The following is a 26,334-nucleotide window of genomic DNA, read 5'->3' on the forward strand; positions in this document are numbered from 1 at the left end:
CCGAACCGTGCTCCCCGCTACTCGCACTCCCCGAGGAAGCCCAGGTAGCAGACGGCCTCGTGGGTCACGGCGGGCTCGTAGTCGTCGTTGGATACCTGGCGGGTCGCGGTCTCCGGCGTGCGGGTGAGGTGTCCGAAGTCGCCCAGGGAGGCGACGTACGTGCCGTCGACATCCTCCGCGATCATCCGGTCGATCTCGGCGCGGTGCTGTGCGCACAGGTCGGCCGCGGTCGGCACCAGTTCCACGCCGGCGCACGCCCCCGCGTACTGGGCCTCCATCGCGGCGATGCAGTCGGTCCAGTCCTGGTCGACGTAGCACGGGCTCACCCCGTCGTCGGCGACGAGGTAGGCGCCGGTCTCGTACTCCTCGCTGTGGAATGTCTCGGGCTTCTCCGGCACGTCGACCTTGGTCCAGTGGCGCGCCGTGACCACGGCGTAGACCGTGACGATCGCGGCGATGAGCAGCAGGGCGCCGACGATCGACAGCGCGATCCAGAGCCCCGCACGACTCTTGCGGCCGGTGCCGTCGGCGGGCGGGGCGTTCGGGTCGAGCGGCGGGGTGGCGAACGGAGCGGCGCCGGTCGCGTACGCCTCGGTGGTCGCGCCGTACGCCGCGGGGTACGCGGTCGGCGCGGACGTGGGGAGGTCGTGGCCGCCCAGGGGCATCGTCGCGGCGACGGTCGCGGCGGGCGGCGTGGCCTGGCCGCTGACGGTGAGCCAGTAGTCGTACCAGCTGCGGCTCGCCTGGTCGTCGGCCTGCACGCGCTGGGCCTCGGCGGCGGTCAGCGGGAGGCCGAGGGCCTGCAGCCCCTCGTCGCTCAGCAGGGACGATCGGAACTCCTCGTATGACAGCGGCATGGTCGCAGAATATCGGTTCGGCGCCGGATCGGCAGGCCGCGCGGCCGATGTCGGAAGACCCTGGAACACTACCGAGGTGATCGGAATGAGCTCCTTCTGGAAAGCGCTGCCCACCGAAGGGCGCTGGCTGCTGTCCACCGTCGCCATCCAGACGCTCGGGCGGGGCATGACGTTGCCGTTCACGATCATCTACCTGCACGAGGTCCGCGGGTTCGACCTGGGGCTCTCGGGTGCGCTGATGAGCCTGATCGCCATCACCGGGCTCGTCGTGACCGGTCCGGGAGGCACGCTCATCGATCGCTTCGGTGCCCGCCGCGTGCTGATCACGGGGCTGCTGGCGATGATCGCGGGGTGCACGCTCTTGGCGTACGCGACGCACCCTGCCGTGGCCACCGTGGCCGTCGTGCTGATCGGCGTGAACTTCGGCGTCTCCTGGCCGGGGTTCAACGCCCTGATCGCCTCGGTGGTCGAGGGTGAGCTCCGCCAGCAGTACTTCGGCGTGAACTTCGCGCTGGTGAACCTGGGCATCGGCGTCGGCGGCATCGTCGGCGGCTTCTTCGTGAACGTCGACGATCCCGCGACCTTCACCACGATCTTCCTCATCGACGCGGCGACCAGTCTCATCCCGCTCGCGCTGCTCCTCGGGCCGCTGCGACGTGTGCGCACGCAGCCCGACCACGACCCGGCCGACGAGACGGCGGGTGGCTACCGCGAGATCGTGCGCCGGCCCGCGGTGCTGTGGCTGACGCTGCTCACCTTCCTCTCCGTCTTCATCGGCTACGGACAGCTGGAGGCCGGCTTCCCGGCGTTCGCGCGACAGGTGGCAGAGGTGTCGACACAGGTGGTCGGCGTCTCCTTCGCCGTGAACACCGCGGTGATCGTGCTGCTGCAGTTCGCGGTGCTCCGGCTGATCTCCGGCAAGCGTCGCACGCGGGTGATGCAGGTGATGGCGCTCATCTGGGCCCTGTCCTGGGTCGCGCTCGGAGCTGCGGGGCTGCTGCCCGACTCGCTCGCGGCCGCGATCGGGGTGATCGCGTTCATGGGGGTGTTCGCATTCGGGGAGACGATGCTGCAGCCGACGGTGCCCGCGATCTACAACGACCTCGCCACCGACCGCACCCGGGGCCGCTACAACGCGATCAACTCGGCGGCGTTCCAGGGTGGAGCGATCACCGGGCCGTTGGTGGCCGGTCTGCTGCTCGGCGCGGGGGCGCAGGGCTGGTTCATCGGCGTGATGGTGGCCGGAAGTCTGGCGGTGGGCGTGCTGGCTCTCGTGCTCGAGCGCGTGGTGCCTTCGGAGGCGAACGGCGTCCCCCTCCATCGAACGGAGGAGGTCGCGGGCGAGGCCGCGGTCTAGGCTCCGGAGCATGGCACTCGAATCGCTCTTCCTCCGCCTCGATCGGATCGCCGGCGGGCGGCAGGCCGGCGTCGCGATCAGCGAGGCCGGACGCACGCATCCGAAGACCGTGCGCGCCTTCACCTGGATTCTCTGGCTGCTGGTCGCGGAACTGGTGCTCGGGGTCGGCGCCGTCGTCGTCGCGCTGATCCTCGCCGTCGACGGCGAGAGGGTGCCGTTCGCCGTGTGGATGCGCACGCTCATCGTGCTGGCGATGACGGCGACCCTGTTCTACTTCGCCTGGCGGGCCCGTCGTGGTTGGCGCTGGGCCTACCAGCGCCTGCGCCTCTTCGCGCAAATCTTCCCGGTCATCACGCTCGTCATGGCCGCCATCCCCGGGCTGTACCCGGTGTGGATGGTGACCGAGCAGATCGTGTTCAGCCTCATCATGATCGGCATCGCCGACTTCCTCACCAGCGACCACATGCGATCCGTCTTCGCGAAGGATCCGCAAGCGGATAGCACCTCGGCCGGGTGACGCGCCACTCCCTTTTCGTCCGGTCGCACCCGAGGCAGGCTTCAGGGGACCGGAACGACGACGGCGGGAGGAGCAGGGATGGCGCGGCTGATCAGGGTGGTGCCGGGCGTCGACCCGGGGTTCCGTCGACAGCGGTCGGGTTCCGGGTTCCGCTACGTCGACCCGACCGGCGCACCGGCGCCCGAGGCTGACCGGGAGCGCATCAACGACCTGGTCATCCCGCCCGCGTGGCGCGACGTGTGGATCGCGGCCGACCCGCTCGCGCATATCCAGGCCGTCGGCATCGACCAGGCCGACCGCAAGCAGTACCTCTACCACCCGCTGTGGCGCGTCTCCCGCGACCGCCGGAAGTTCGTGCGCGCCCTCGATCTGGCCTCCGCGCTCCCGAGCGCGAGGGCGCAGGTGACCAGGGCGCTGCGCGAAGAGGGGCAGACCAAGGACAGGGCCCTCGCGATCGCGTTCCGACTGCTCGACGACGCGGCCCTGCGCATCGGATCCGAGCGGTACCTCGCGCGTCACGGCAGCCGTGGACTGACCACGCTGAGGCGCCGCGACGTGCGCCTCAGCGGCCGCGACGTCGCACTGTCGTTCCCCGCCAAGAGCGGTCGCACCGCCTCGATCGAGATCACCGACGAGGCCCTCGCGGAGGCGCTCACGGACTTCGCGGCGGGAGCCTCGAATGCGTTCCTGCTCGCGTACCGCAAGGGGAGGAGGCGTGTGAAGATCACCCCCGCGGAGGTGAACGCGTACCTCAAGGACGTGTTGGGGGCGAGCTTCACGGCGAAGGACTTCCGCACGCTGCACGGCACGATCATCGCCGCCGACGCCCTCGCCCGCATCGGGGCCCTCGACCGCAAGGGTCAGCGCGCTCAGGCCGAGCGGCTGGCCGTGCAGGCCGCCGCGACCGCGCTCGGGAACACGACCGCCGTCGCCCGCAACAGTTACATCGACCCGCGGGTGTTCCGGCAGTACGCTCGCGGACGCACCCTCGACCTCGACGTGACCCCCGAGACCGCGATCCGTCGCCTCCTCGGCGGTCCCGAGACCTCCCGCAAGATCAACCGGCGAGGGACGAGCAGAGGGCGGCGATCAGCAGCGGCACGAGCCGCGTGAGCACGGCCGCGACCACCGGCCAGCACTGCGCGCGCGTCTTGACGCCGCGTACCGCGGCCGGGACCCGGTCGCGCGGCGACGAGGCCGTCGCGTCGGCCCGGCAGGCCGCGTCCCGGGGGCTCTCCGCGGAACCGGGGGCATCGGCTCGTCCAGGTCTGAACCTCGCCGACGCCGTGCGAACGGCTCCAGGATGCCAGGATGGAAGGATGGACACCGCCAACCTGACCCGCGAGGAGACCGCCGCGCGATCCGCGGCCGTCACCCTCCACCGCATCCGCGTCGAGCTCGACCTGACCGGAGCGCCGGAGCGGGCCCGCACCGGATTCCCCACCGCGACCACGCTGGAGTTCGACGCGACGACCGACGCGACCTGGCTCGACTTCATCGGCGAGGAGGTGCGCCGCGTCGAGGTGAACGGCGAGGAGCGCGAGGTCGACTACGACGGAGCACGGATCGCGATCACCGGTCTGGCACCGTCCAACGTGGTGCGGGTCGAGGCGGTCGGCGCTTACAGCCGCTCGGGGGAGGGGCTGCACCGCTTCCACGACCCCGCCGACGACCGCACCTACCTGTACACGCAGTACGAGCCGGCGGACGCCCGCCGCGTGATGGCGTGCTTCGAGCAGCCCGACCTCAAGGCCGAGTACACCTTCGTGGTCGATGCGCCGTCGGGGTGGGAAGTGCTGTCCAACCAGTCGCCCGCCCATGTGGACCTCGGCGTGGGCGTGCAGCGCGTGGAGTTCGCCCCTACGCTGCCGATCTCCAGCTACATCACCGCGGTGGCCGCGGGACCGTACACCCGCGTGGACGGGGAGTGGACGCGCGACGAGCAGCGCATCGCCCTCGGACTGTTCGTGCGACGCTCGCTGGCCGAGCACCTCGAGTCGGACGAGATCCTGGAGGTCACGCGGCAGGGGCTCGACTTCTTCACCGAGGCCTTCGCCTATCCGTACCCCTGGGGCAAGTACGACCAGCTCTTCGTACCCGAGTACAACCTCGGCGCGATGGAGAACCCCGGGCTGGTGACCTTCACCGAGTCCTACCTCTCGCGCGGTGCCGCCACCGACGCACAGCGGGCGGCCAGGGCCAACACGATCCTGCACGAGATGGCTCACATGTGGTTCGGCGACCTCGTGACCATGACCTGGTGGGACGACCTGTGGCTCAAGGAGTCGTTCGCCGACTACATGGGCTCGCACGCGTCCGCGGTGGCGACGCGCTTCCACGACGCCTGGGTCACGTTCGCGATGCGGCGCAAGTCGTGGGCCTATCAGCAGGATCAGCTGCCGACGACGCACCCAATCGTGGCCGACATCCCCGATCTCGAGGCGGCGAAGCTCAACTTCGACGGCATCACGTACGCCAAGGGTGCCTCGGTGCTGAAGCAGCTGGTCGCCTACGTCGGCGACGAGGCGTTCTTCGAGGGCGCGCGACGCTACTTCGCGGCGAACGCCTTCGGCAACACCACGCTCGACGACTTCCTCGTGGTGCTGAGCGAGGCGTCCGGGCGCGACATGAGCGACTGGGCGGCGGCGTGGTTGCAGACCACCGGGGTCTCGACGCTGTGGATCGAGGCGGACGACGACGGCCGCCGCACCCTCGTGCAGAGCGGGACCCGTCCGCATCGGCTCCGCATCGGCTTCTACGACCGGGTCGACGGTCGGATCGTCCGCCGCGAGCAGCGGGAGCTCGACCTTCCCGGCGAGCGGGTCGAGCTCGACGTCCCCGAAGCGGACCTCGTGCTCCTGAACGACGACGACCTCACCTACGCGAAGGCGAGAATGGACGACCGCTCGCTGGCGACCGCGGAGGAGTCGCTCTCGGCCATCGAGGACCCCCTGGCGCGGGCGCTCGTGTGGTCGTCGCTGTGGAACGCGACCCGCGACGGTGAGCTCGATGCGGGACGCTTCCTGCGCATCGCCCGTGCTCACGCCCCGGCCGAGCCGAACGGCGGACTGTTGGGGGCGGCGATCCAGAACGCCGCGTTCACCGTGCGCCACTTCGTGGCCGACGAACGCCGGGTCGAGGAGCAGCGCGCCTGGACGGAGGCCGCCTGGTCGGCGCTGCAGGCCGCGGAGGCGGGAAGTGACGCGCAGCTGTCGTGGGCGCGAGCGCTGGCGACGGCCTCGGCGTTCGACGATGTGCACCACGCCGACCTGCGCGACATGCTCGACGGCCGGGGTCCGGACGGTCTCGTGATCGATCCCGACCTGCGGTGGCAGCTGCTGACCGCGCTCGTCACCACCGGACACGCCGACGGTGCCGACATCGCGGCGGAGGAGGAGCGGGACGACACCGGCGACGGACGCACGGCCGCCCGCCGTGCCCGCGCGTCGCGCCCGGAGGCGCCCGTGCGCGCCGCGGCCTGGGCGGCTGCCTGGGATGACCGCTCGCTGACGAACGACCACCTGGACGCCGAGATCGCCGGGTTCCGCGCGGGCGGCCGTCGCGACCTGATCTCCGATTTCGACGCGGAGTACTTCTCCCGCATCCGCGACGCGTGGAGCGAGCGGAGCATCGAGCTGGCGCAGCGCCTGGTGATCGGGCTGTTCCCGGCCGGTGACACGCTCGACCCCGTCGACGCGTGGCTCGATGCGAACGCGGACGCCCCGGCGGCGCTGCGTCGCCTCGTGGTGGAGCAGCGCGACCACCTGGCGCGGGATCTCCGGGTCCGCGCCGGCCAGGCCTAGATCGGCTCGACGCTCATCCCCATGACCGTGCGCACGATCCACGGGTGCGCTCGGTCGTCGTCGATGTGGCGCATGCCGAGCTTCTCGGCGACCCGGCGGGACGCGGTGTTGTCGGGGTGAATGATCGCGGTCAGCAGCGTCGGCGCGAGCTCGCGCCCGACGAGCTCGACGCAGGCGCGTGCGGCCTCCGTGGCGTAGCCGCGCCCCTGGAGCTCCGCGCGCACGTGGTAGCCGACCTCGAGCACGGGTTGCCCGTTCGACGACTGCCACGTGAGACCGCAGTCACCAACGAACGCGCCGTCGTGGGTCTCCAGGGTCCACAGGCCGTGCCCGTCCTGCGCGTAGCGCTCGCGCATGCGGACGATCCACGCGGCGCTCTCGGCGCGGGTCTTCGGCGCGGGATAGTAGGTCATCACCGCGGGGTCGCCGAGGAGCGCGGCGAGGTCGTCGAGGTCGTCGTCGATCATCTCGCGGAACACGAGCCGCTCCGTGGGGCGGGGCAGGAGCCGTCGCGGGGCCGACCGCGGTGGGGTGCTCACAGGTCGAGCGTGTCGCCGGGGTCGAGCACGAAGAACTCGCCGCCGTTCTGTTCCGTCGCCCACTGCAGCCGCTGCCGGTGCATGTTCCTGCCGATCACGGACAGCGTCATGTCGTGCGTGCCGAACGCCCGGCGCGGCTTGACGGCGAGCACGTAGTCCATCGCCTCGCCGATCTTGAGCCACGGGCCGCCGAGCGGTGCGGCCAGGGTCTGCACGTCCACGCCCTCGGGCACCGCGTACGAGTCGCCGGGGTAGTAGAGCTCGTCGTTCACGAGCACGCCGACGTTGTCGATGGTCGGGATCGAGGAGTGGATCACGGCGTGGGTGCCGCCGAAGAAACGCAGTGTGAACGGTCCGACCTCGATCGTGTCGCCGGGCGAGACCACCGTGATGTCGTAGCCGTCTGCCGCCCGGGCGACCCCTTCCGGGCCGTAGACGGGGGTGCCGGGCGCGGCACGGAGGATCCGATCCAGCTGCTCCGGCGTCCAGTGGTCGGGGTGCTCGTGGGTCAGCACGACCCCCACGAGTCCGCTGAGGTCGTCGGGCGGCGTGGTGAAGGAGCCGGGATCGATCAGGAGGGTCTGACCGTTGAGGTCGAGACGGAGGGCGGCATGTTCGAACTTGGAGACGCGCATGACATGAGTCAACCGCTCCGTGGCGGTCGCGGCAATCACCGCGACGGCGCGCCACGCCCGGGAGTCGCGCGGACGCGGTGCCGATTTGGCGCGCAGAGAACGGCCGTGCCATACTTGAACGGTTGTCGCGGGACGGAAACGCTCCGCCAGACGGCCCCATCGTATAGCGGCCTAGTACGCCGCCCTCTCACGGCGGTAACGCGGGTTCGAATCCCGCTGGGGTCACACAACACGACGAAAGCCCTCCGGTTTGCCCGGAGGGCTTTCGTCGTCTGCGGCAGGTGCTCATCCCGCGGGTCGCAGCGACAGGATGCGGAAAGCCGCCGTGCGAAGGGGGACCATCATGAGCGCCATCATCGCCCCGCCGAACACCGCGAACGGCACCCAGACCGCGGTCGCCGAGGCGAGCGCCCCGAATCCGGCCATCGCCGCCGGCATCAGGCAGTCATCGCCGAGGCGGGTGAGCGCGCCCATCCGTCCGAGGTACGCGGTGTCGACCGTCGCGGAGAACGTCGCGCTCAGCAGCACCGAGGCGAACCCTGCGGTGGCGCCGATCACGAACGCCGCCGCTCCCACCGTCCAGGCCGGTCCCACGCCCAACGCCGCGATCCCGGCACCCTGCACGACCAGGGCCCAGAATCCGCCGTAGGCCTCACGCCGCGGACGCCACTTCGCGACCGAGACCGCCCCGAGCGCGGCACCGAGGCCGAGCAGCGCCTCGAACAGTCCGACGGCCTGAGCGCCCCAGCCCTCGTCGTGCGCGCGCAGCGCCAGCCCGATGCCCACGGCCGGCCCGACGGCGAGGTTCAACCCCGACAGCGCGATCACCAGGGTGCGCGTGGTGCGGTTCGCGGCCAGGTGCGCGAAGCCGGAGCCGATGCCGCGCAGAGTCGACTGCCGGGCGGCACGCGCCAGGCGGAACCGGGGGCGCAGCCAGAGGGCGAGGAACGCTAGGACGACGGTGAACGTGAGCGCGTTGACCGAGGCGCTGCCCACCAGCCCGGTGTGCGCGACCACCAGGCCACCGGCGGCGGCACCGCCCATCGTCCCGAGTCGCGAGGCCGTCTGCGCGGCGGCCCCGTACGACGGCAGGTCGGACGTGCGCACGAGCTGCCGGGCGATGGTGCCCGCCGACGGCTCGTAGAACGCGTCGCACACGCCGAACGCGACCGCGGCGAACACCAGCACGGCGACGGTGGGGGGCGTCGCCAGCACCCACAGGGCGACGGCGACGAGAACGGCCACGCGGGCCACGGTGAACAGCAGCATCACGCGGCGGGCGTCCACGCGGTCCGCGAGCACCCCGCCGAACAGCAGGATCAGTGCCCGGGGGAGGGTTCCGGCGGCGAAGATGAGCCCGGCGACCGCGGGGGACGCGATCTGCACCGCCGTCCACGCCAGGGCGATGGTCCACAGCGCATCCCCTGCGTCGGAGAGGGCCTTCACGCCGATCCAGGCATGGACCAGGCGGTCGCGCCGGAACGGCGGAGGCGACGCGAGCTCGACCGGCTCCTCGACCGCGGTCATCAGGGCTCCGTGGGGAATGCGTGGGCGAACACGAAAACCGGCACGCGCTCCTGGCCGTCGTCCAGGGCGATGCCGCCCTGCCACTCGCGGATGGTCTGCAGCAGCCGCGCGGAGAGGTCCCGCAGCTCGTCGGGGGAGGCCCACGCGGTGGTCTCGGTGTTGGATGCGTCGTACCCGGCATAGGCGGGGTCGTCCCGGTGCCGGTGCCAGCGCTGGAGCCGGTCGATCTGCATGCGGATGCCCTGGCGTTGCGCCTCGCGGGCGAGCAGCGCATCGGCGGGGGAGTCGGCGAAGTCGTCCACCGACCAGGTGAGCCCTCGTCGGGCCACCCGCCACCAGCTGGTGCGGCGGTCGTCCGACTCATCGGGCGCGCGTTCGACGACGCCCGCGCGTTCGAGCATGCGCAGGTGATGGCTGATGCTGCCGACCTGACTGTCGAGGGCGCGCGCGAGCGTGGTCACCTGGCACGTGCCGTAGAGCAGGAGGTAGTCGTACATGCGGCGGCGCAGCGGGTGGTGCACGGCGGTGATCACGGAGATGTCTTCCACGAGCATCACGCTAGGGCGGGGTCCGCGGGTGCACAAGAGTTCTTGTATACCCCGGGAAATCAGGTTTGCGAGTCGGGTCCCTCTCGCCGTCAGCCCTCGTCGCCCGTGCGCGCGGCCGGTGCCTCGGAGTGCTTCCGGCGGGTGCGACGCGACCGACGGATCAGCCAGACCACGAGCACGACCACTGCGGCGACCGCCAGCCAGGGGAGCAGGAAGCCCACCGCGATGACCAGTGCGTTCAGCGACACGACGAGGCCGTTCCACCCCGCAAGGAGACCGTCGCCGAAACCAGCGGGGTCAGCCGTGCTCGGCGCGGTGGCCTTCGTCAGCTGCACCTGCAGCGACGACATCACCACCTGATCGTCGAGGGCAGCGAGCTGCTGCTCGTACGACTCCAGCTGCGCTTGCCGGTCGGTGAGCGCCACCTCGGCCTCGATGAGCTCCGACACGCTGCCCGACTGCGCCATGAGCTGCGTGAGCCGTTCGACCGACGCCCTGGTCGAGTCGACGCGTGCCCGCAGGTCGATCGCGGTCGACGTCACATCCTGCTTCGACGTGGAGGACGACAGCACCTCACCGGTGTCGCCGAGCGCCGCGATCACGGCGGTGAGGTCGGTGGAGGGAACGCGGATGCTGATCCAGCCGTACGCGGAGTCGGCGGGCGCGGGCGCGCGGGTGTCGTCCGCCGCGAGCGCCTTGCCCACCTCGGTGCTCTCGACGTAGCCGCCGTGCTCCTCGGCCAGCGCGGCGATGGCGTCCGCCGCGTCGGGGATGCTCTTCACCTGCACCGTGGCCTGCGCGGTCGCGATGATGTCGCGGCCGGCGTCCGCCGTGGCGGCCCCCGGCAGCGTCACTCCGGGCAGCATCCCGCCGCTCGTGTCGGAGCGCGCGCCGTCGCCGGGCACCGAGCCGGGCGGGACCGCGGTGGTGCCCTCCGGCGCGGAGTCGGTCGACGACTCGGTCACCGCGTCGCCCGGGAGGCTCAGTCCCTCGACCGTCGACACCGCGGAGCCCCCGACGCTGTGCAGGATCGGCGGGGTGACGAGCACGCCGATCACGAACGCCGCGGCGATCCCGCCCCCGGTGAGCCAGGCGCGGCGGCGCCGACGGGCCTTCCCCTCCGCCGGCCGCGCCGGAGCGCGCTCCCCGGCGATCTCGGCGAACACCGCGTGCTCGATGCGGGCGATGGCCTCGTCCGACAGCTCGGGGAGCTGCTCGGCGGGAGTCTGTGCGTTCATGCGTCTTTCACTTCCTTCACGGCGCCGCGCAACTGCGTGCGCACTCGCGAGAGACGGTTCCGGACGACGGCGTGCGTGACCCCGAGCTCCTCCGCTGCGGCCTGATAGGCGTAGCCCTCCGCCGCGCACAGCCGGAAGATCTCCCGGTCGAGCTCGCTCAGCGTGCCCACCTCGGCAGCGATCCGCGCGGCGAGCGCGGCCGTGATGACCTGCTCCTCCACGCTGACCGTGCTCGCCAGATCCTCGTCGACCGCGTCCGCCGTGTGCGCCCGGTCGCGGCGACGCTGGCGCAGGCGGTTCGCCGCCTGGAACCGGCAGATCGTCGCGAGCCAGGGCAGGATCGACTCGCCCTGCAGCTCCAGGCCGGGGAGCTTGCGCCACGCGACCACGAACGTCTCCTGGGTCACGTCCTCGGCATCGGCGGGGGAGGCGAGGATGCCCTGCGCGATCCAGTACACGGGCCGCACATGGGCCCGGTAGAGCTCGCGGAAGGCACCCTCGTCGCCGGCTGCGGCCTGGGCCGCCCACCTTTGATCAGTCGTCTGGGAAGGCATCGGGTTTCCGTTCGGTGTCTCTCACCGGTGAGTGTCACGATCGGGCCCATCGTCTCAGACCCGGATTCCCGACGCGATCGCTCACGCCGCAGGTCGGATGCTCCGGTAGCATGGCTCCGGCGAGAGGGAGTATCCCGGACCCGCGCGTAACGTCATCACGAGCACCGACACCGCTGCTCCGGGCGCGCGACGCACTTCGGTGCGGGGGAGAGACTTTCGGACATCACCGACCCCTCGCGAAAGGTGCAGTGCGCCGTTGGACATCCCCGTCTGGTTCGAGATCACCTCGATGGTCGTGCTCACGATCATCCTGATCGGCGACCTCCTGCTCATCCGGCTGCGGCCGCACATCCCCTCGACGAAGGAGTCGACCCTCTGGGTGGTGTTCTACGTCGGGCTCGCGCTGCTGTTCGCGGTGCTGCTGGGAAACGTCGGCGGCTGGCAGAACGCGGGCGACTTCATCACGGGCTGGGCGCTCGAATACAGTCTCTCGGTCGACAACCTGTTCGTGTTCGTGCTGATCATGGCGCAGTTCGCCGTGCCGCGTCGGCTGCAGCAGCAGGTGCTGATGGTCGGCATCATCATCGCGCTGATCCTGCGCGGACTGTTCATCCTGGTCGGCGTCGCGGTGATCGAGAACTTCTCGCCGATCTTCTACGTGTTCGGCGCCTTCCTGGTCTACACCGCGATCCGCCAGGCCATGCCGGAGGGCGACCACGAGGACGAGGTCAAGCGCGAGAACTTCATCGTGCGACTGCTGCGTCGCCGCATCGACATCAGCGAGGCGTACGACGGCTCGAAGATCCGCACGACCGTCGACGGGAAGCGCATGTGGACGCCCATGGTGATCGTGTTCATCACGATCGGCGTGACCGACCTCATCTTCGCGATCGACTCGATCCCGGCGATCTTCGAGATCACCACGAACGGCTTCCTCGTGTTCGCCGCGAACATCTTCGCGCTGATGGGGCTGCGGCAGCTGTACTTCCTCCTCGGCGATCTGCTCGACCGCCTGCGGTACCTCCACTACGGCATCGCCGTGATCCTCGGCTTCATCGGCATCAAGCTGATCCTGCACGCGCTGCACGTGAACGAGCTGCCGTTCATCAACGGCGGACAGCACGTGGAGTGGGTGCCCGACATCGACAACATGGTGTCCCTGGGCGTCATCCTCGTGTCGATGACGGTCGCCACGGTGGCCAGCCTCGTGGCGTCCTCGCGGGAGAAGCGCGCGGAGCGGCGCAGCGCCCCCGTCGGGGACTGAGCGGCCGGGAGGCCCGTCAGAACGATCGCAGGTTCGCCTGCAGCCCGCCGTCGGCGTACTCGCGCCGGAGCAGCCCGCGTCGGCGCAGGATCGGCACGAGCTCGTCGAGGGTGCGGTGCAGGGTGACGGGGTGGAAGTCTCCCCACAGGAGCACGCCGTCGTTGCCCCAGTCGCCGAGTTCCTCGACGAGGTCGGCGAACTCGTCCGCGGTGCCCACGAATCCCGTCCGGTCGGAGAGGCGTCCCGCCCGCGCGAGAGCGGTGAGGTGAGCGCGCAGCGGGGCGTCCTCGCCGCGGTCCCCGATCAGCCGCTGGATGCTGCCGCGCGACACGTGGGCACCGAAGATCGACAGGTCGAGCGGTCGGTCGAGGTCGAGCGTGGTGAGGTCGGTCTCCAGGTCGCTCGACTGCTTGCGGGCGATCTGGTGCAGCGCGGCGTCGTCGGGGCGCGCGGAGGCGGCGACGATGCGGTCGGCCTCCTCGCTCGACGACGTGATGACGGGCTGGATGGCGAACAGGATCGTGATGTCCTCGGGGCGTCGGCCCTTCGCGACCGCGGCCTCGTGCACTCTCGCGCGATAGTCGCGCACCGACTTCTCGTGCAGCGGGGCGAGGGCCAGCTGCACGTCGGAGTTCGCTCCCGCGAAGCCCAGGCCGCGTCCGGAGCCCCCGGGCGAGACGATCGCGGGCTCCCCGTCCGTGAAGGGCAGGGCGTTCAGCGGTCCGTCGAACGCGTAGTGGCGGCCGCGATGCGCGACGGGTCGCAGGCGACTGCCGTCGGCGTACACGTCGGTGGCGCGGTCGGCGACGAGCGCCCCGTCGTCCCAGCTGTGCCACAGCGACCGGATGCCGTCGAGCCACTCCTCGGCGCGGTCGTACGCCTCGTCGTGCCCGAGCTGCGGGGCGTCGGAGAAGTGCCGCGCGCTCCCGGTGTCAGTGACCACGTTGAGGCCGAGCCGATGGCCGCTCAGGTGGTGCAGCGTGGCGAACTGCCGCGCGGACGTGTACGGCAGCGATGCGGCGGGGTTGACGGTGGGGACCACGCCGAGGTGTCGCGTGGCCTGGAAGAGGTACGGCGCGAGCAGCAGCGGGTCGTGCTTCGGTCCGCCGAACGCGTGGCGCACCCGGAGGTCGATGGTCTCGGGCGAGCCGAGCGAGGGGCTGTCCTCGATGATCACGAGGTCGAATCCCGCCTGCTCGAGCGTGCGGGCGGCCTCCTGGTACACCTCGGGCCGCGTCCAGTCGTAGTCCCAGTCGAGGGACGGGTAGCCCCACCCCTGCGGGCCGAAGCCGCGGGCGAGGAACCATCCGAAGTGCTGCGGCCTGGTCATGCCACCGTCTCCCGCACCGACTCGAGCACGCGCGCCAGGTCGGCCACGAGGTCGTCGACGTCTTCGATGCCGATCGAGAGGCGCAGCGTCCCCGGTGCGACGCCGAGCACGCGGCGCTCCTCGTCCGTACGCTGCGCGTGGCTCGTGGTGCCCGGGTGCAGCACGAGCGAGCGCACGTCGCCGATGTGGGTCATGTGCGTGAACACCTCGACCTCCTCCACGAAACGACGCGCGGCGGGGAGGCCGCCGCGCAGCGTGACGGTGAAGATCGAGCCGAAGCCGCCGTCCAGGTAGCGTCGTGCGGTCGCATGGTGCGGGTGGGTCGGGAGGCCGGCGTAGTCCACGCTCTCCACGGCGTCGTGCGCGGCGAGCCAGCGCGCGACGGCGAGCGCGTTGCGCGACTGCCGCTCGACCCGCAGCCCCAGCGTCTCCGTGCCCTGCCCGATGAGGAAGGCGTTGAGCGGGGAGGGGGAGGCGCCGAAGCGCGGCGCGACCGACTCCCGCACGTACGCGATGCGGGCGTTGCCGCCGTGGCGGGCGTACACGCTCGGCAGTCCGCCGCGGCCGGGGAGCACGAGGTGCGGGGCGTTGTGTCCGGCGCGGTCGGCGTCGAAGCGGCCGTCGTCGACGATCACGCCGCCGAGCACGGAGCCGTGCCCGGCGAGGAACTTGGAGGCGGAATGCACGACGATCGCTGCGCCGTGCTCGAGCGGGCGCAGCAGGGCGGGAGTGGGGAGGGTGTTGTCCACGATCAGCGGGATCGCGGACTCGTCGCCGATCGCGCTCACTGCGGCGACGTCGAGCACGTCGTTGCGGGCGTTCGCGAGCGATTCGGCGAACAGCGCGCGGGTGGTGGGACGGATGGCCTCGCGCCAGGCGTCTGGATCGGCGATGTCGTCGACGAACGTGGTCTCGATGCCGAGGCGGGCCAGGTTGTCGAGGAAGAGCCCCCGGGTGCCCTCGTAGATGTGGGTCGACGACACGATGTGGTCGCCGGCTCCGACGACCGACAGCACCGCGGCGGTCACAGCGGCCTGACCGCTCGCCACGAGCACCGCGTCCGCCCCCGACTCGAGCGAGGCGAGCTGGCGCTCGACCGCGCGCACCGTCGGGTTCCCGGTGCGGGTGTAGCCGAATCCCGTCCCCGTGCCGAAGTGGTCGGCGGCGTGGTCGAAGTCGTCGAACTCGAAGCCGGCCGTGAGGTAGATCGGGGTCGCGCGCGACGCAGCGGTCTCGCGACGGCGTGCGGCGTGGACGGCACGGGTGGCGAAGCGGGCGGTGTCGACGGTCATGCGGGGCCTCTCGATCGGGCGGGTGAGCAACAGAGTGTCACGGCGCGTCGCGGCGTGTCCGAGCGGTGGTAACCTGACGTCATGCGGACCGTGCTCCTTCTTAGCGGCCGCGGCGAGACCTCGATCTGAGCCCCTCCTCGTCGCGGAGTCCATCGTGGGCCGAACCGCCAGCCACAGGAGACACGCCATGACCAGCCCCGATTCCGGAGCCCCTTCCGCACGCCGCAGGACCCTCGCCGAGAAGGTCTGGGACGACCATCTCGTCGTGAAGGGCGAAGACGGCCAGCCCGACCTCATCTACATCGACCTGCACCTCGTGCACGAGGTCACCAGCCCGCAGGCCTTCGACGGTCTGCGCAGCGAGGGCCGCCCACTGCGCCGCCTCGACCTGACGATCGCGACCGAGGACCACAACACCCCGACGTGGGAGATCGACAAGCCGATCGCCGACCTCACCAGTCGCACGCAGATCGAGACGCTGCGCCGCAACGCGGCCGAATTCGGGGTGCGCCTGCACTCGCTGGGCGATGCCGAGCAGGGCATCGTGCACGTGGTGGGGCCGCAGCTGGGCCTGACGATGCCCGGCATCACGGTGGTGTGCGGCGACTCGCACACCTCGACCCACGGCGCGTTCGGCGCGATGGCGTTCGGCATCGGCACGAGCGAGGTCGAGCACGTCATGGCGACGCAGACCCTGCCGCTCAAGCCGTTCAAGACCATGGCCATCACGGTCGAGGGCACGCTGCGCCCCGGTGTCACGGCGAAGGACATCATCCTCGCGGTGATCGCGAAGATCGGCACGGGCGGCGGGCAGGGCTATGTGCTCGAGTACCGCGGCAGCGCGATCCGCGCCCTCTCGATGGAGGGCCGCATGACGATCTGCAACATGTCGATCGAGGCCGGAGCCCGCGCGGGCATGGTGGCGCCCGACGAGACGACCTTCGCGTACCTGGAGGGGCGGCCGCACGCACCGAAGGGCCAGGACTGGGAGGACGCGGTCGCGTACTGGCGCACGCTGCCGACCGACGAGGGTGCCGAGTTCGACGCGGAGGTCTTCATCGACGCGAACGAGCTCGAGCCGTTCGTCACGTGGGGTACGAACCCGGGACAGGGGAGCTCCCTCTCCGCCGCGGTGCCGGACCCCGCGCAGATCGCCGACCCGAACGAGCGCGCTGCCGCCGAGCGCGCGCTGGAGTACATGGCTCTGACGCCCGGCACTCCGCTCAAGGAGGTTCCGGTCGACGCCGTGTTCATGGGTTCCTGCACCAACAGCCGGATCGAGGACCTGCGCGCCTTCGCGTCGATCATCCAGGGCAAGAAGAAGGCCGACGGGGTCCGCGTGATGGTCGTGCCGGGCTCCGCGCGCGTGCGGCTGGAGGCCGAGGCTGAGGGCCTCGACAAGGTCATCACCGACTTCGGTGCCGAGTGGCGTTTCGCCGGCTGCTCGATGTGCCTGGGGATGAACCCCGACCAGCTCGCCCCCGGTGAGCGGTGCGCGTCCACCTCGAACCGCAACTTCGAGGGACGACAGGGCAAGGGCGGCCGGACGCACTTGGTGTCTCCGCTCGTGGCGGCCGCCACGGCGATCCGCGGCACCCTGTCCAGCCCGAGCGACCTGACGGAAGAGGCCTGACCATGGAGAAGTTCACGACCCACACGGGCATCGCGGCTCCGCTGAAGCGGTCGAACGTCGACACCGACCAGATCATCCCCGCGGTGTTCCTCAAGCGCGTCACCAAGACCGGCTTCGAGGACGCGCTGTTCCACGGATGGCGGCAGGACCCGGAGTTCGTGCTCAACCAGCCCGTGTACCAGGGCGCATCGATCCTCGTCGCCGGTCCCGACTTCGGTACCGGCTCGAGCCGGGAGCACGCCGTGTGGGCGCTGCGCGACTTCGGCTTCAAGGTCGTGCTCAGCCCGCGGTTCGCCGACATCTTCCGCGGCAACTCCGGTAAGCAGGGCCTGCTCGCCGCGACGATCTCGGAGGACGACCTCGAGCGGTTCTGGGCCGAGATCGAGCGGAATCCCGGGGCGCAGATGACCGTCGACCTCGAGGCGCGCACCGCGTCGGTCGGCGGCATCCAGGCCGACATCGGCATCGACGATTACACTAGATGGCGGCTCCTCGAAGGGCTCGACGACATCGGGCTCACGCTGCGCAACGAAGACAAGATCGCGCAGTTCGAGGCCCGTCGCGAGTCGTGGCGGCCGCGGACCCTCCCCGTTCAGTGAGACGGAGGGGGCGGGGGAGCCAGGGGTAACCCCGCCCCCGATGAACGAAGTGAGGCCCCAATGACGACACCCGTGCGCGACGCTCTTCCCGACGACGTCCCTGCGCTCACCGGAGACGTCCTCGCCATCCGAGGAGGCCGACCGCTGCGTGGCCGGGTCGACGTCAAGGGCGCGAAGAACCTCGCCACCAAGGCGATGGTGGCTTCGCTCCTGGGAGAGACGACGAGCGTCCTGCGCGACGTGCCGGCGATCAGCGATGTGGCCGTGGTCCGCTCCCTTCTCGAGGTGCACGGTGTCCGGGTGTCGGAGGGCGATGAGCCGGGCTCGCTCGTGTTCGACCCGAGCGACGTGGAGTCGGCGCACTTCGAGGAGATCGACGCCCACGCGGGCGCGTCCCGCATCCCGATCCTGTTCTGCGGGCCCCTGCTGCACCGGCTGGGCCAGGCGTTCATCCCCGACCTCGGCGGCTGCCGCATCGGCGATCGCCCGATCGACTTCCACCTGGACGCGCTGCGCAAGTTCGGCGCGATCGTCGAGAAGCTGCCGAGCGGCATCCGCCTCTCGACCGGCGGCACCCGCCTGCACGGCGCCAACATCCACCTGCCGTACCCGAGCGTCGGGGCGACCGAGCAGGTACTGCTGACGGCGGTGCGCGCCGAGGGCGTCACGGAGCTGCGCAACGCCGCGATCGAGCCCGAGATCATGGACCTGATCGCCGTGCTGCAGAAGATGGGCGCGATCATCTCCTACGAGCCGAACCGGGTGATCCTCATCGAGGGCGTCGAGAAGCTCCGCGGCTACGACCACCGGTCGATCTTCGACCGCAACGAGGCGGCCTCGTGGGCGTCGGCCGCTCTGGCGACGGACGGCGAGATCTTCGTCGGCGGCGCCAAGCAGCAGGAGATGCTGACGTTCCTCAACGTGTTCCGCAAGGCGGGCGGCTGGTTCGACATCCAGGAGGACGGCATCCTGTTCCGGCGCGACGGCGACATCAAGCCGGTCGTGATCGAGACCGACGTGCACCCCGGCTTCATGACCGACTGGCAGCAGCCCCTCGTGGTCGCGCTGACCCAGGCGCACGGCCGCTCGGTCGTGCACGAGACCGTGTACGAGAACCGCATGGGCTTCACGGAGGCCCTCGTGAAGATGGGCGCCGACATCGTCGTGCACCCGCGCGGGCTGCAGGACGGCCCTCGCCGCGTGCCGCGCCGTGACCTGGAGCAGGCCGCCGTCATCACCGGCCCGACGCCGCTGCACGGCGCCGACATCGTCGTGCCCGACCTGCGCGGCGGATACAGCCACGTGATCGCGGCGCTCACGGCCTCCGGCGAGTCGAAGGTGTCGGGCGTCGACATCCTGGCCCGCGGGTACGAGAAGTTCCTCGCCAAGCTCGACGCGCTCGGCGCCGACTTCGACGTCCTCCGGTGAGCCCGATGGCTTCCCGGTCGCCGGAGAAGACGCGTCCGAGTCTGTTCTGGCCGCTCGCGGCGATCGTCATCCCGCTCGTGTCGCTGCTCGCCAAGATCCGTGTCACCGGTGGTGAGAAGCTGCCGCGCGACGGCGCGTTCGTGCTCGCCCCGAACCACTACTCCGAGTTCGACCCGCTGATCGTCGCGGTCGCCGTGTGGCGCATCGGCCGAGCCCCGCGGTTCATGGCGAAGGAGAGCCTGTTCCGTGTCCCCGTGCTCGGATGGGTGCTGCGTCGCACGGGCATGGTGCCGGTCGCGCGGACGTCGTCGGCGACCGCGGCCAAGCAGACCATGGCGCAGTCGGCGGAGCTCGTCGAGCACGGCCGCGGCGTGATCGTGTACCCGGAGGGCACGCTCACGCGCGACCCGGATCTGTGGCCGATGCGCGGCAAGTCCGGCGCGGTCCGCCTCGCCCTCGCCGACGGGATCCCGCTGATCCCGATGGCGCAGTGGGGTACTCAGGAGATCATGGGTCGCTATCAGAAGGGCCTGAGCCTTTGGCCGCTGCGCAAGCCGGTCCGCGTGCTGGTGGGCGACCCGATCGACGTCGAGGATCTGCGCGGGCGTGCGACCGAGCCCGCCGCGCTGACCGAGGCGACGAGCCGCCTGATGAACGCGATCACGGCGCTGCTCGAGGAGTTGCGCGAGGAGAAGGCACCAGCGGAGCGGTGGAACCCCGCGAGCCACGGCCAGAAGGAGACCGGTCGACTTGACTCCTAAGAGGAACACACCAGCGGGACCCCGGGTCGCCGTGATCGGCGCGGGCAGCTGGGGCACCACGTTCGGGAAGATCCTGGCCGATGGCGGAGCGCAGGTCACGATGTGGGCCCGCCGCGCCGAGCTGGCGCACGAGATCGACGAGGCCAAGCGCAACTCGCGCTACCTGCCGGGCATCAACCTCCCGCGCACCATGGCGGCCACGCACGAGCTCTCCTCGGCGCTCGACGGGGCGGAACAGGTGTACCTGTCGGTGCCGAGCCAATCGCTGCGCGAGAACCTCAAGGCGCTGCGACCGCTGATCGCGTCCGGCGATGCCCGGATCGTCAGCCTCATGAAGGGGGTCGAGCGGGGCACGGGTCTGCGCATGAGTCAGGTGATCGAGCAGGAGCTGCGCTGCGACCCGGAGCGCATCGCGGTGGCGTCCGGCCCCAACCTGGCGCTGGAGATCGCGCGCGAGCAGCCCACCGCGGCCGTCATCTCGTCGCTGAGCCAGGAGACGGCGGAGGTCGTGGCGCGGGCCGCGCGCAACGGCTACTTCCGCACGTTCGTGAACACCGACGTGATCGGCACCGAGTTCGGCGGGGTGCTGAAGAACCTCATCGCCGTCGCGATCGGCATCGTCGACGGCGTCGGCTACGGCGAGAACACCAAGGCCTCGATCATCACGCGTGGTCTGGTCGAGATGACCGACTTCGCGGTCGCGAACGGCGCGCAGCCGGAGACGCTGCAGGGGCTCGCGGGGCTCGGCGACCTGATCGCGACGTGCCAGTCGCCGCTGAGCCGGAACAACACGGCCGGGCGGCTGCTCGGACAGGGCTATTCGTTCCAGGACGTCGTGAAGCAGATGCAGCAGACCGCGGAGGGGCTGGCCTCGGTCGCCCCCGTGCTGCAGCTCGCCCGCGAGGCCGGCGTCGACATGCCGATCGTCGAGCAGGTGAAGATGGTGCTCGACGGCAAGATGGATCCCCGGGATATCGCCCCGCATCTCACGACGGACGACGACACCCCGCAGGGGGAGAGGACCAACCATGGACAAGCAGACGGTGGTGGTGCTCTTCGGAGGGCGCTCCAGCGAGCATTCGATCAGTTCCGCAACGGCGGGGGGAGTGCTCGGCGCGATTGACCGCGACCGCTACGCGGTGATCCCGGTGGGGATCACGCGCGAGGGCGCCTTCGTGCTGGAGGACGACGACCCGGCGAAGTTCCCGCTCGATGCGGCGCACCTGCCCGAGGTGGTCGACAATGGCACGCGCATCCTGTGGCCGGAGCCGGGCGGCGACCGCACGCTCCGCGTGGTGCACCCCGGCGGCGCCGTCGACGGTCTCGGCGAGATCGACGTGGTGCTGCCCATCCTGCACGGACCGCACGGCGAGGACGGCACGATCCAGGGGTACTTCGACACGCTCGAGGTGCCGTACGCGGGCGGCGGCGTGCTCGATTCGGCGCTGTGCATGGACAAGCACTTCATGAAGATCGCCCTGCAGGCCGCGGGCATCCCGGTCGCGCCGTGGGTCACGGTGCGGCGCGCGGCGTGGGACGGCGACCCGTCGTCGGTACGCGAGCAGGCGGCCGGTCTGGGCCTCCCGGTGTTCGTGAAGCCCGCACGGGCGGGCTCGAGCGTGGGGGTGTCGAAGGTGAGCGCCCCGGAGGAGCTCGACGCGGCTCTCGCTGTGGCGTTCGCGGAAGACGACAAGGTCCTCATCGAGTCGGGGATCACCGGGCGCGAGATCGAGGTCGCGGTGCTGGAGGCGGCGGAGGGTGTCCGTGCCTCGCTCCCGGGCGAGATCGTCCTCACGTCGCGCGGCTTCTACGACTTCGAGGGCAAGTACCTCGGCGGCGACGGGGTCGACGTCGTGTGCCCGGCCGAGCTGAGCGACGCGGAGGTGTCGGCGGTGCAGGAGGCCGGGGTCCGCGCGTTCGAGGCGGTGGACGGCCGGGGCCTCGCCAGGGTCGACATGTTCCTCACGCCGTCGGGCGAGCTCGTGGTGAACGAGCTGAACACGATGCCCGGGTTCACGCCGATCTCGATGTTCCCCAAGTGCTGGGTGTCCTCCGGGCTGAGCTACCGCGACCTGATCACGGAGCTGGTGGAGGCGGGTCTGCGCCGCTGACCCGGGTTCTCCGCGGCGCTCAGCCCGCGGGGAACTCCACGCGGTCCGTGCACTGCGCGGTCGCGGGCGACAGGCCGGACTGGATGCTCGACGAGAGGGTGTTCACGATCGACTGGAAGTCGATCTGCTCGCCGCGGCGGATGATGACCTCCACCGCGGGCTCGCGCCCGTAGGTGACGAGGCGCTGCCGCTCCTCCTCCTGATCGAGCACCAGCCAGTCGACGCCGCCGAGCGTCGTGCAGACGAGCGCCGATGGCGCGGGGGGCTCCACGCCGCAGCGCAGCACGATCGTGGGGTCGCCCCAGGCGCCCGTGGCCTGCGCGTCGGTCCACACCCGGTCGAACCCGTCGACGCTGTCGGGGAGCAGCACGGAGACGGAGGCGCAGCCCGGATCGTTGGCGTCGTCCGCGGGTTCCAGGTGGACGGTGGTCGAGCATCCGGTGACGACGGCGGCGAGGGCGATCGCCCCGGCGACGGCGGCGAGACGACGAGAACGGGGCATGCATCCAGGCTACCTTTGACGACATGCACTCCCGACCCGATGCCGACGACCCGCGCCTGGCAGAGCTCTCGGAGGGACGCATCCTGCGGTCGATCCTGAGCCGCACGACCCCGGGAGCGCACACGCTCCTCGGGCCGGGTGATGATGCGGCCGTGATCGCGGCGCCGTCGGGCTCGGTCGTCGCGACGACGGACACGCTGGTGCACGGTCCCGACTTCCGACTGGCGTGGTCCAGCGGGCATGATCTCGGCTGGAAGGCCGCGGCCGTGAACCTCGCGGACGTCGCGGCGATGGGGGCGCGTCCGACCGCGCTGCTGGTGGCCCTGGCGGTGCCGCGCGATCTGCGGTTGTCGTTCGTGGAACGGCTGGCCGACGGATTCCGCGATGCGTGCGCGGCCCTGGCGCCGGGGTGTGCGGTGGTGGGCGGCGACCTGACGGTGTCCGATGTGCTGACGGTGGCGGTGACCGCTCTCGGTGACCTGGAAGGGCGCCCTCCCGTCACGCGGGCGGGTGCGCGACCCGGTGACGTGGTCGCGGTCGCCGGCGAACTCGGTCATGCCGCGCATGGGCTCGCGATCTTGTTCGGGCGCTTCCGCGACGGGGACGCGCCGATTCCGGTCGACCCGTCCCTGCTCGGACCAGGGGAGAGCGCGGCGGTGGCTGCGCAGCTGCGTCCGTCGCCGCCGATCGGGCTGGGCGTGGTGGCCGCGGCGGCCGGGGCGACCGCGATGATGGACGTCTCCGACGGGCTGGCGCTCGACGCGCGGCGGATGGCGGATGCCTCGGGGGTGACGATCGCGCTGGAGCGCGCCGAGCTCGGTGACTTCCCGGAGCGGGCGCTGGCGGGCGGGGAGGATCATGCGCTGCTGGCGAGCTTCCCGGACGGGATCCTGCCGCCGGGGTTCCGGGCGATCGGCACCGTGAGGGAGCGCGCGGACGAGAACCTGCTCTGCGACGACCTCCCGGTCGACGTCAGCGGCTGGGACCCCTATCGCGACTGGGACTCCGTGGCGGGCTGATCCTGTTCCGCAGGCGCGGCCTCGCCCGCGCGTTCGCACCACCAGAGCGCGGTGTCGCCATAGGTCTTCTCGCGGAATACGTGCAGTTCCGCCGCCTCGACGTCCGGAGGGGTGGAGCGACGGGCACGTTCGACGATCAGCACCGCGTCGTCGCTCAGGAGCGGCGCGAGGGCGATCAGGTCCGCGGTCATGGCGGCGTCATCGAGGTCGTACGGCGGGTCCGTGAACACGAGGTCGTAGGGCCCCGTGGCGCGGGCCAGGTAGGAGCGGACGCTCGCTTCGTGCACCCGTGCCGGCGGCCGGCCGCTCGCCCTGGCCACGGCTCCCGCGTTACGGCGCACGACGGCCGCGGCGGGGCGACCCCGCTCGACCAGGTCGGCGGTCGACGCTCCGCGGCTGAGCGCCTCGAGCCCGAGGGCCCCTGAGCCGGCGTACAGGTCGAGGACCCGCGCGCCGTCGATCGCTTCGAGCGACTCGAGCGCGGCGAACAGGGACTCCCGCACGCGATCGCTCGTGGGCCGCGTCCCCGCCCCAGGAACCTCGAGACGGATGCCGCGCGCGCGTCCTGCGATGATCCTGGTCACCCGTTCACGATACGACAGGGGGCGACGACGTCGTGTCGGTCGCGTTCTCTAGACTCGGAGCATGTCGCTCACGCTCGAATCCTCGCTGGAGGAGGCTATCGGCGCGGCGTCGGCCAAGACGCTGGGTCGCGCCTTCGGCATGAAGACCGTGGGCGATCTGCTCGGCCACTACCCGCGGCGCTATGCGGATCCGGGTGAGCTCACGCCGATCCGCGATCTCCCGATCGGCGAGACGGTCACGATCGTCGCCGAGGTGCTGTCGTCGAGCTTCCGTCGTATGCGCAACCGACCCGGCGCGATGGTGGACGTGGTGATCGGCGACGGGGTGGGCCGCATGTCCTTGACCTTCTTCGCGAAGAACATCGGTGCGGCCGAGTGGCGGTCGAACGATCTCGCGGTCGGCCGACGCGGGGTATTCTCCGGCAAAGTGGGCGAGTTCAACGGCGTCACGCAGTTCGCGCATCCCGAGTACGAGCTGTTCGATGATGAGGATGCGGCGCGCCGTCGGGCCGACGCGCGGGCGGCGGTGCCCATTCCCATCTACCCGGCGACGTCGGCGATCCAGACGTGGCAGATCGCCCGCCTGGTCGGCCGCGTGCTGGACGGGCTGACCGAGGTGCCTGAGCCGCTGCCCGAAGAGGTCCGTCGCGGCGAAGAACTGCTCACGGCGCGGGAGGCGCTCGAGCGCATCCACCGCCCCCGCACGCGCAACGACATCGACCCCGCGGTGCGCACCCTCCGCATGCACGAGGCGCTGACCCTGCAGACGGCGCTGCTGCAGCAGCGCCAGGCGGTGCGCGCCCTGGCGGCCACGTCGCGCCCGGCTCACCCCGGTGGGCTCCTCGAACGGTTCGACGCTGCGCTGCCGCACACCCTGACCCCCGACCAGGAGACCGTGGGCGCGCAGATCGCGCATGACCTGGTCGGTGCGTGGCCGATGAACCGACTGGTGCAGGGCGAGGTCGGCTCGGGAAAGACCCTCGTCGCGCTGCGCGCCATGCTGCAGGTGGCCGAGAGCGGGGGACAGGCGGCCCTGATCGCCCCGACCGAGGTCCTCGCGGCCCAGCACCTGCGCTCCATCACGAAGATGCTGGGCCCGCAGCTCGCCCCGCTGCTGATGCCGACGCTGCTCACGGGTCAGCTCCCCGCGGCCGAGCGGCGCAAGGCTGCGCTCCGGGTCGCCTCCGGGCAGTCGCTCATCGTGGTCGGGACGCACGCGCTGCTGGGGGAGAAGACCACGTTCGCCGATCTCGGGCTCGTCGTTGTCGACGAGCAGCACCGCTTCGGTGTGGAGCAGCGGGAGGCGCTGCGCGCGAAAGGATCCAGTCCGCACGCGCTCGTCCTCACCGCGACGCCGATCCCGCGCACGGTCGCGATGACGGTCTTCGGCGACCTCGACACCTCGGTCATCCGCACGATGCCCGCCGGTCGCGCCGGCATCGAGTCGTACGTCGCTCCGCTGGCCGAGCATCCCGGCTGGTTCAACCGCGTGTGGGAGCGGGCGGCGGAGGAGATCGCGCAGGGTCGACAGGTGTTCGCGGTATGCGCGGCGATCGACACGGCGGCGAAGACGGCGGAGGCGGGCGAGCAGGAGCTTTTGGCGCCGGAGGGCGGGAAGGGGCCGCGCTGGGGCGTCGTGCAGCTCGACGAGGCGCTGGCCACGCATCCGACGCTCGGCGGCCTCCGGCGCGCGGTGCTGCACGGGCGCATGCCGTCGGAGGAGAAGGATGCGGTGATGCAGTCCTTCGCCCGCGGCGACATCGATCTGCTGCTGGCGACGACCGTGATCGAGGTCGGGGTCGACGTGCCCAACGCCTCGACCATGATCGTGCTCGATGCCGACCGCTTCGGGGTGTCGCAGCTCCATCAGCTGCGCGGACGTGTGGGTCGTGGCGGCGTGCCGGGGTTGTGCCTGCTGGTTACCGAGGCCGAGGAAGGCTCCGTCGCGCGGGAGCGGGTCGATGCGGTCGCTGCGACCCTGGACGGGTTCGCCCTGGCCGAGGTCGATCTGGAGCTGCGGGGGGAGGGCGACGTGCTCGGTGCTGCGCAGGCGGGCGTGCGCTCGTCGCTCAAGCTGCTCAGGGTCGTGAAGGATGCGGCGCTGATCACCCGCGCGAGGGAGCTCGCGGAGGGGATCCTGTCCGACGACCCGGAACTCGCGCGCCACCCCGGTCTCCGCGACGCCATCGGTCGCCGCGTGACGGACGAGGACCGCGCGGCGCTGGCGAAGAACTGA

General features: G+C 71.1%; 24 protein-coding genes and 1 tRNA gene. 14 read left to right on the forward strand and 11 right to left on the reverse strand.

The genetic code is table 11. The features are described from left to right. Positions 1–17: 17 nt before the first annotated feature. A complete protein-coding gene (locus KZC56_RS12940) occupies positions 18–857 on the reverse strand; it encodes a hypothetical protein (protein WP_136034903.1) in 840 nt (279 codons plus the stop codon). 85 nt (positions 858–942) lie between these two features. Between KZC56_RS12940 and KZC56_RS12945 the strand changes: the two genes are divergently transcribed. The 4 genes from KZC56_RS12945 (at position 943) to pepN (ending at position 6,534) form a co-directional block, all read left to right on the forward strand. Then, a complete protein-coding gene (locus KZC56_RS12945; protein ID WP_240744679.1) occupies positions 943–2,214 on the forward strand; it encodes an MFS transporter in 1,272 nt (423 codons plus the stop codon). A gap of 10 nt (positions 2,215–2,224) precedes the next feature. Continuing rightward, on the forward strand, positions 2,225–2,731 hold the full coding sequence (locus KZC56_RS12950; protein WP_136034899.1) for a hypothetical protein: 507 nt from the start codon (positions 2,225–2,227) through the stop codon (positions 2,729–2,731). Between the two features lie 78 nt (positions 2,732–2,809). Then, positions 2,810–3,844: a DNA topoisomerase IB gene (locus KZC56_RS12955; protein WP_136034897.1), complete on the forward strand. Its 1,035-nt coding sequence runs from the start codon at positions 2,810–2,812 to the stop codon at positions 3,842–3,844. 206 nt (positions 3,845–4,050) lie between these two features. After that, positions 4,051–6,534 (forward strand): aminopeptidase N, encoded by a 2,484-nt coding sequence (gene pepN / locus KZC56_RS12960; protein WP_247638718.1) that lies wholly within the window; start codon positions 4,051–4,053, stop codon positions 6,532–6,534. Here pepN and KZC56_RS12965 read toward each other — a convergent pair. After that, positions 6,531–7,001, reverse strand: a complete 471-nt coding sequence (locus KZC56_RS12965) for a GNAT family N-acetyltransferase (RefSeq protein ID WP_247638887.1) — start codon at positions 6,999–7,001, stop codon at positions 6,531–6,533. The two genes, pepN and KZC56_RS12965, sit on opposite strands and share 4 nt — an antisense overlap. A gap of 68 nt (positions 7,002–7,069) precedes the next feature. After that, positions 7,070–7,708, reverse strand: coding sequence for an MBL fold metallo-hydrolase (locus tag KZC56_RS12970; protein ID WP_136036993.1), 639 nt, complete (start codon positions 7,706–7,708; stop codon positions 7,070–7,072). A gap of 152 nt (positions 7,709–7,860) precedes the next feature. Here KZC56_RS12970 and KZC56_RS12975 point away from each other — a divergent pair. Continuing rightward, positions 7,861–7,933, forward strand: a tRNA-Glu gene (locus tag KZC56_RS12975). Positions 7,934–7,993: 60 nt separating this feature from the next. Here the strand turns inward: KZC56_RS12975 and KZC56_RS12980 are convergent. The 4 genes from KZC56_RS12980 to KZC56_RS12995 form a co-directional block, all read right to left on the reverse strand. Then, positions 7,994–9,235 (reverse strand): MFS transporter, encoded by a 1,242-nt coding sequence (locus KZC56_RS12980; RefSeq protein ID WP_247638719.1) that lies wholly within the window; start codon positions 9,233–9,235, stop codon positions 7,994–7,996. Then, complete coding sequence (locus tag KZC56_RS12985; RefSeq protein ID WP_206251335.1) at positions 9,235–9,783, reverse strand: ArsR/SmtB family transcription factor; 549 nt, start codon at positions 9,781–9,783, stop codon at positions 9,235–9,237. The genes KZC56_RS12980 and KZC56_RS12985 overlap by 1 nt, the downstream gene beginning before the upstream one ends. An 89-nt stretch (positions 9,784–9,872) precedes the next feature. Continuing rightward, positions 9,873–11,021 (reverse strand): DUF4349 domain-containing protein, encoded by a 1,149-nt coding sequence (locus KZC56_RS12990; RefSeq protein WP_247638720.1) that lies wholly within the window; start codon positions 11,019–11,021, stop codon positions 9,873–9,875. Beyond that, complete coding sequence (locus KZC56_RS12995; protein WP_247638721.1) at positions 11,018–11,575, reverse strand: RNA polymerase sigma factor; 558 nt, start codon at positions 11,573–11,575, stop codon at positions 11,018–11,020. Before KZC56_RS12995 ends, KZC56_RS12990 begins: the two co-directional genes overlap by 4 nt. Before the next feature lie 256 nt (positions 11,576–11,831). Between KZC56_RS12995 and KZC56_RS13000 the strand changes: the two genes are divergently transcribed. Next, entirely contained in the window at positions 11,832–12,839 is a 1,008-nt protein-coding gene (locus tag KZC56_RS13000) for a TerC/Alx family metal homeostasis membrane protein (RefSeq protein WP_247638722.1), read from the forward strand. Positions 12,840–12,855: 16 nt separating this feature from the next. Here KZC56_RS13000 and KZC56_RS13005 read toward each other — a convergent pair whose 3' ends face one another. Both KZC56_RS13005 and KZC56_RS13010 read right to left on the reverse strand, forming a co-directional pair. Continuing rightward, positions 12,856–14,169 (reverse strand): LLM class flavin-dependent oxidoreductase, encoded by a 1,314-nt coding sequence (locus KZC56_RS13005; RefSeq protein WP_247638723.1) that lies wholly within the window; start codon positions 14,167–14,169, stop codon positions 12,856–12,858. Then, on the reverse strand, positions 14,166–15,461 hold the full coding sequence (locus KZC56_RS13010) for an O-acetylhomoserine aminocarboxypropyltransferase/cysteine synthase family protein (protein WP_136034517.1): 1,296 nt from the start codon (positions 15,459–15,461) through the stop codon (positions 14,166–14,168). Before KZC56_RS13010 ends, KZC56_RS13005 begins: the two co-directional genes overlap by 4 nt. Before the next feature lie 187 nt (positions 15,462–15,648). Here KZC56_RS13010 and leuC point away from each other — a divergent pair, with 187 nt between their 5' ends. From leuC to KZC56_RS13040, 6 genes are read left to right on the forward strand one after another with little or no spacing between them, the layout of a single operon-like run. Beyond that, positions 15,649–17,094: a 3-isopropylmalate dehydratase large subunit gene (gene leuC / locus KZC56_RS13015; RefSeq protein ID WP_247638724.1), complete on the forward strand. Its 1,446-nt coding sequence runs from the start codon at positions 15,649–15,651 to the stop codon at positions 17,092–17,094. A gap of 2 nt (positions 17,095–17,096) precedes the next feature. Beyond that, complete coding sequence (gene leuD / locus KZC56_RS13020; RefSeq protein WP_136037000.1) at positions 17,097–17,693, forward strand: 3-isopropylmalate dehydratase small subunit; 597 nt, start codon at positions 17,097–17,099, stop codon at positions 17,691–17,693. Positions 17,694–17,753: 60 nt separating this feature from the next. Then, positions 17,754–19,121, forward strand: coding sequence for a UDP-N-acetylglucosamine 1-carboxyvinyltransferase (murA, locus tag KZC56_RS13025; protein WP_136034524.1), 1,368 nt, complete (start codon positions 17,754–17,756; stop codon positions 19,119–19,121). A 5-nt stretch (positions 19,122–19,126) separates the two neighbouring features. Beyond that, on the forward strand, positions 19,127–19,882 hold the full coding sequence (locus tag KZC56_RS13030; protein WP_136034526.1) for a lysophospholipid acyltransferase family protein: 756 nt from the start codon (positions 19,127–19,129) through the stop codon (positions 19,880–19,882). Then, entirely contained in the window at positions 19,872–21,005 is a 1,134-nt protein-coding gene (locus KZC56_RS13035; RefSeq protein ID WP_136034529.1) for an NAD(P)H-dependent glycerol-3-phosphate dehydrogenase, read from the forward strand. The genes KZC56_RS13030 and KZC56_RS13035 overlap by 11 nt, the downstream gene beginning before the upstream one ends. Then, positions 20,911–21,993, forward strand: coding sequence for a D-alanine--D-alanine ligase family protein (locus KZC56_RS13040; protein ID WP_247638725.1), 1,083 nt, complete (start codon positions 20,911–20,913; stop codon positions 21,991–21,993). Before KZC56_RS13035 ends, KZC56_RS13040 begins: the two co-directional genes overlap by 95 nt. A 19-nt stretch (positions 21,994–22,012) precedes the next feature. On the opposite strand, the gene KZC56_RS13045 is transcribed toward KZC56_RS13040, so the two are convergent. Beyond that, on the reverse strand, positions 22,013–22,495 hold the full coding sequence (locus KZC56_RS13045) for a DUF3515 domain-containing protein (protein WP_206251329.1): 483 nt from the start codon (positions 22,493–22,495) through the stop codon (positions 22,013–22,015). 23 nt (positions 22,496–22,518) lie between these two features. Here KZC56_RS13045 and thiL point away from each other — a divergent pair, with 23 nt between their 5' ends. Further along, entirely contained in the window at positions 22,519–23,514 is a 996-nt protein-coding gene (gene thiL / locus KZC56_RS13050; RefSeq protein ID WP_136034536.1) for a thiamine-phosphate kinase, read from the forward strand. Here thiL and rsmD read toward each other — a convergent pair. After that, positions 23,484–24,098: a 16S rRNA (guanine(966)-N(2))-methyltransferase RsmD gene (gene rsmD / locus KZC56_RS13055; RefSeq protein WP_247638726.1), complete on the reverse strand. Its 615-nt coding sequence runs from the start codon at positions 24,096–24,098 to the stop codon at positions 23,484–23,486. The genes thiL and rsmD overlap by 31 nt on opposite strands. Before the next feature lie 61 nt (positions 24,099–24,159). On the opposite strand from rsmD, the gene KZC56_RS13060 reads away from it, so the two are divergent. Further along, positions 24,160–26,334 (forward strand): ATP-dependent DNA helicase RecG, encoded by a 2,175-nt coding sequence (locus tag KZC56_RS13060; RefSeq protein WP_247638727.1) that lies wholly within the window; start codon positions 24,160–24,162, stop codon positions 26,332–26,334.

The sequence above is a fragment of the Microbacterium sufflavum genome (genome assembly GCF_023091155.1).
GTDB classification, from domain to species: Bacteria; Actinomycetota; Actinomycetes; order Actinomycetales; family Microbacteriaceae; genus Microbacterium; species Microbacterium sufflavum.

Bases quoted from the DNA above. Each gene is read 5' to 3' on its own strand.
- KZC56_RS12940 (WP_136034903.1), bottom strand. From the start codon at position 857: ATGCCGCTGTCATACGAGGAGTTCCGATCGTCCCTGCTGAGCGACGAG.
- KZC56_RS12945 (WP_240744679.1), top strand. From the start codon at position 943: ATGAGCTCCTTCTGGAAAGCGCTGCCCACCGAAGGGCGCTGGCTGCTG.
- KZC56_RS12950 (WP_136034899.1), top strand. From the start codon at position 2,225: ATGGCACTCGAATCGCTCTTCCTCCGCCTCGATCGGATCGCCGGCGGG.
- KZC56_RS12955 (WP_136034897.1), top strand. From the start codon at position 2,810: ATGGCGCGGCTGATCAGGGTGGTGCCGGGCGTCGACCCGGGGTTCCGT.
- pepN (WP_247638718.1), top strand. From the start codon at position 4,051: ATGGACACCGCCAACCTGACCCGCGAGGAGACCGCCGCGCGATCCGCG.
- KZC56_RS12965 (WP_247638887.1), bottom strand. From the start codon at position 7,001: ATGATCGACGACGACCTCGACGACCTCGCCGCGCTCCTCGGCGACCCC.
- KZC56_RS12970 (WP_136036993.1), bottom strand. From the start codon at position 7,708: ATGCGCGTCTCCAAGTTCGAACATGCCGCCCTCCGTCTCGACCTCAAC.
- KZC56_RS12980 (WP_247638719.1), bottom strand. From the start codon at position 9,235: ATGACCGCGGTCGAGGAGCCGGTCGAGCTCGCGTCGCCTCCGCCGTTC.
- KZC56_RS12990 (WP_247638720.1), bottom strand. From the start codon at position 11,021: ATGAACGCACAGACTCCCGCCGAGCAGCTCCCCGAGCTGTCGGACGAG.
- KZC56_RS12995 (WP_247638721.1), bottom strand. From the start codon at position 11,575: ATGCCTTCCCAGACGACTGATCAAAGGTGGGCGGCCCAGGCCGCAGCC.
- KZC56_RS13005 (WP_247638723.1), bottom strand. From the start codon at position 14,169: ATGACCAGGCCGCAGCACTTCGGATGGTTCCTCGCCCGCGGCTTCGGC.
- KZC56_RS13010 (WP_136034517.1), bottom strand. From the start codon at position 15,461: ATGACCGTCGACACCGCCCGCTTCGCCACCCGTGCCGTCCACGCCGCA.
- leuC (WP_247638724.1), top strand. From the start codon at position 15,649: ATGACCAGCCCCGATTCCGGAGCCCCTTCCGCACGCCGCAGGACCCTC.
- leuD (WP_136037000.1), top strand. From the start codon at position 17,097: ATGGAGAAGTTCACGACCCACACGGGCATCGCGGCTCCGCTGAAGCGG.
- murA (WP_136034524.1), top strand. From the start codon at position 17,754: ATGACGACACCCGTGCGCGACGCTCTTCCCGACGACGTCCCTGCGCTC.
- KZC56_RS13030 (WP_136034526.1), top strand. From the start codon at position 19,127: ATGGCTTCCCGGTCGCCGGAGAAGACGCGTCCGAGTCTGTTCTGGCCG.
- KZC56_RS13040 (WP_247638725.1), top strand. From the start codon at position 20,911: ATGGACAAGCAGACGGTGGTGGTGCTCTTCGGAGGGCGCTCCAGCGAG.
- KZC56_RS13045 (WP_206251329.1), bottom strand. From the start codon at position 22,495: ATGCCCCGTTCTCGTCGTCTCGCCGCCGTCGCCGGGGCGATCGCCCTC.
- thiL (WP_136034536.1), top strand. From the start codon at position 22,519: ATGCACTCCCGACCCGATGCCGACGACCCGCGCCTGGCAGAGCTCTCG.
- KZC56_RS13060 (WP_247638727.1), top strand. From the start codon at position 24,160: ATGTCGCTCACGCTCGAATCCTCGCTGGAGGAGGCTATCGGCGCGGCG.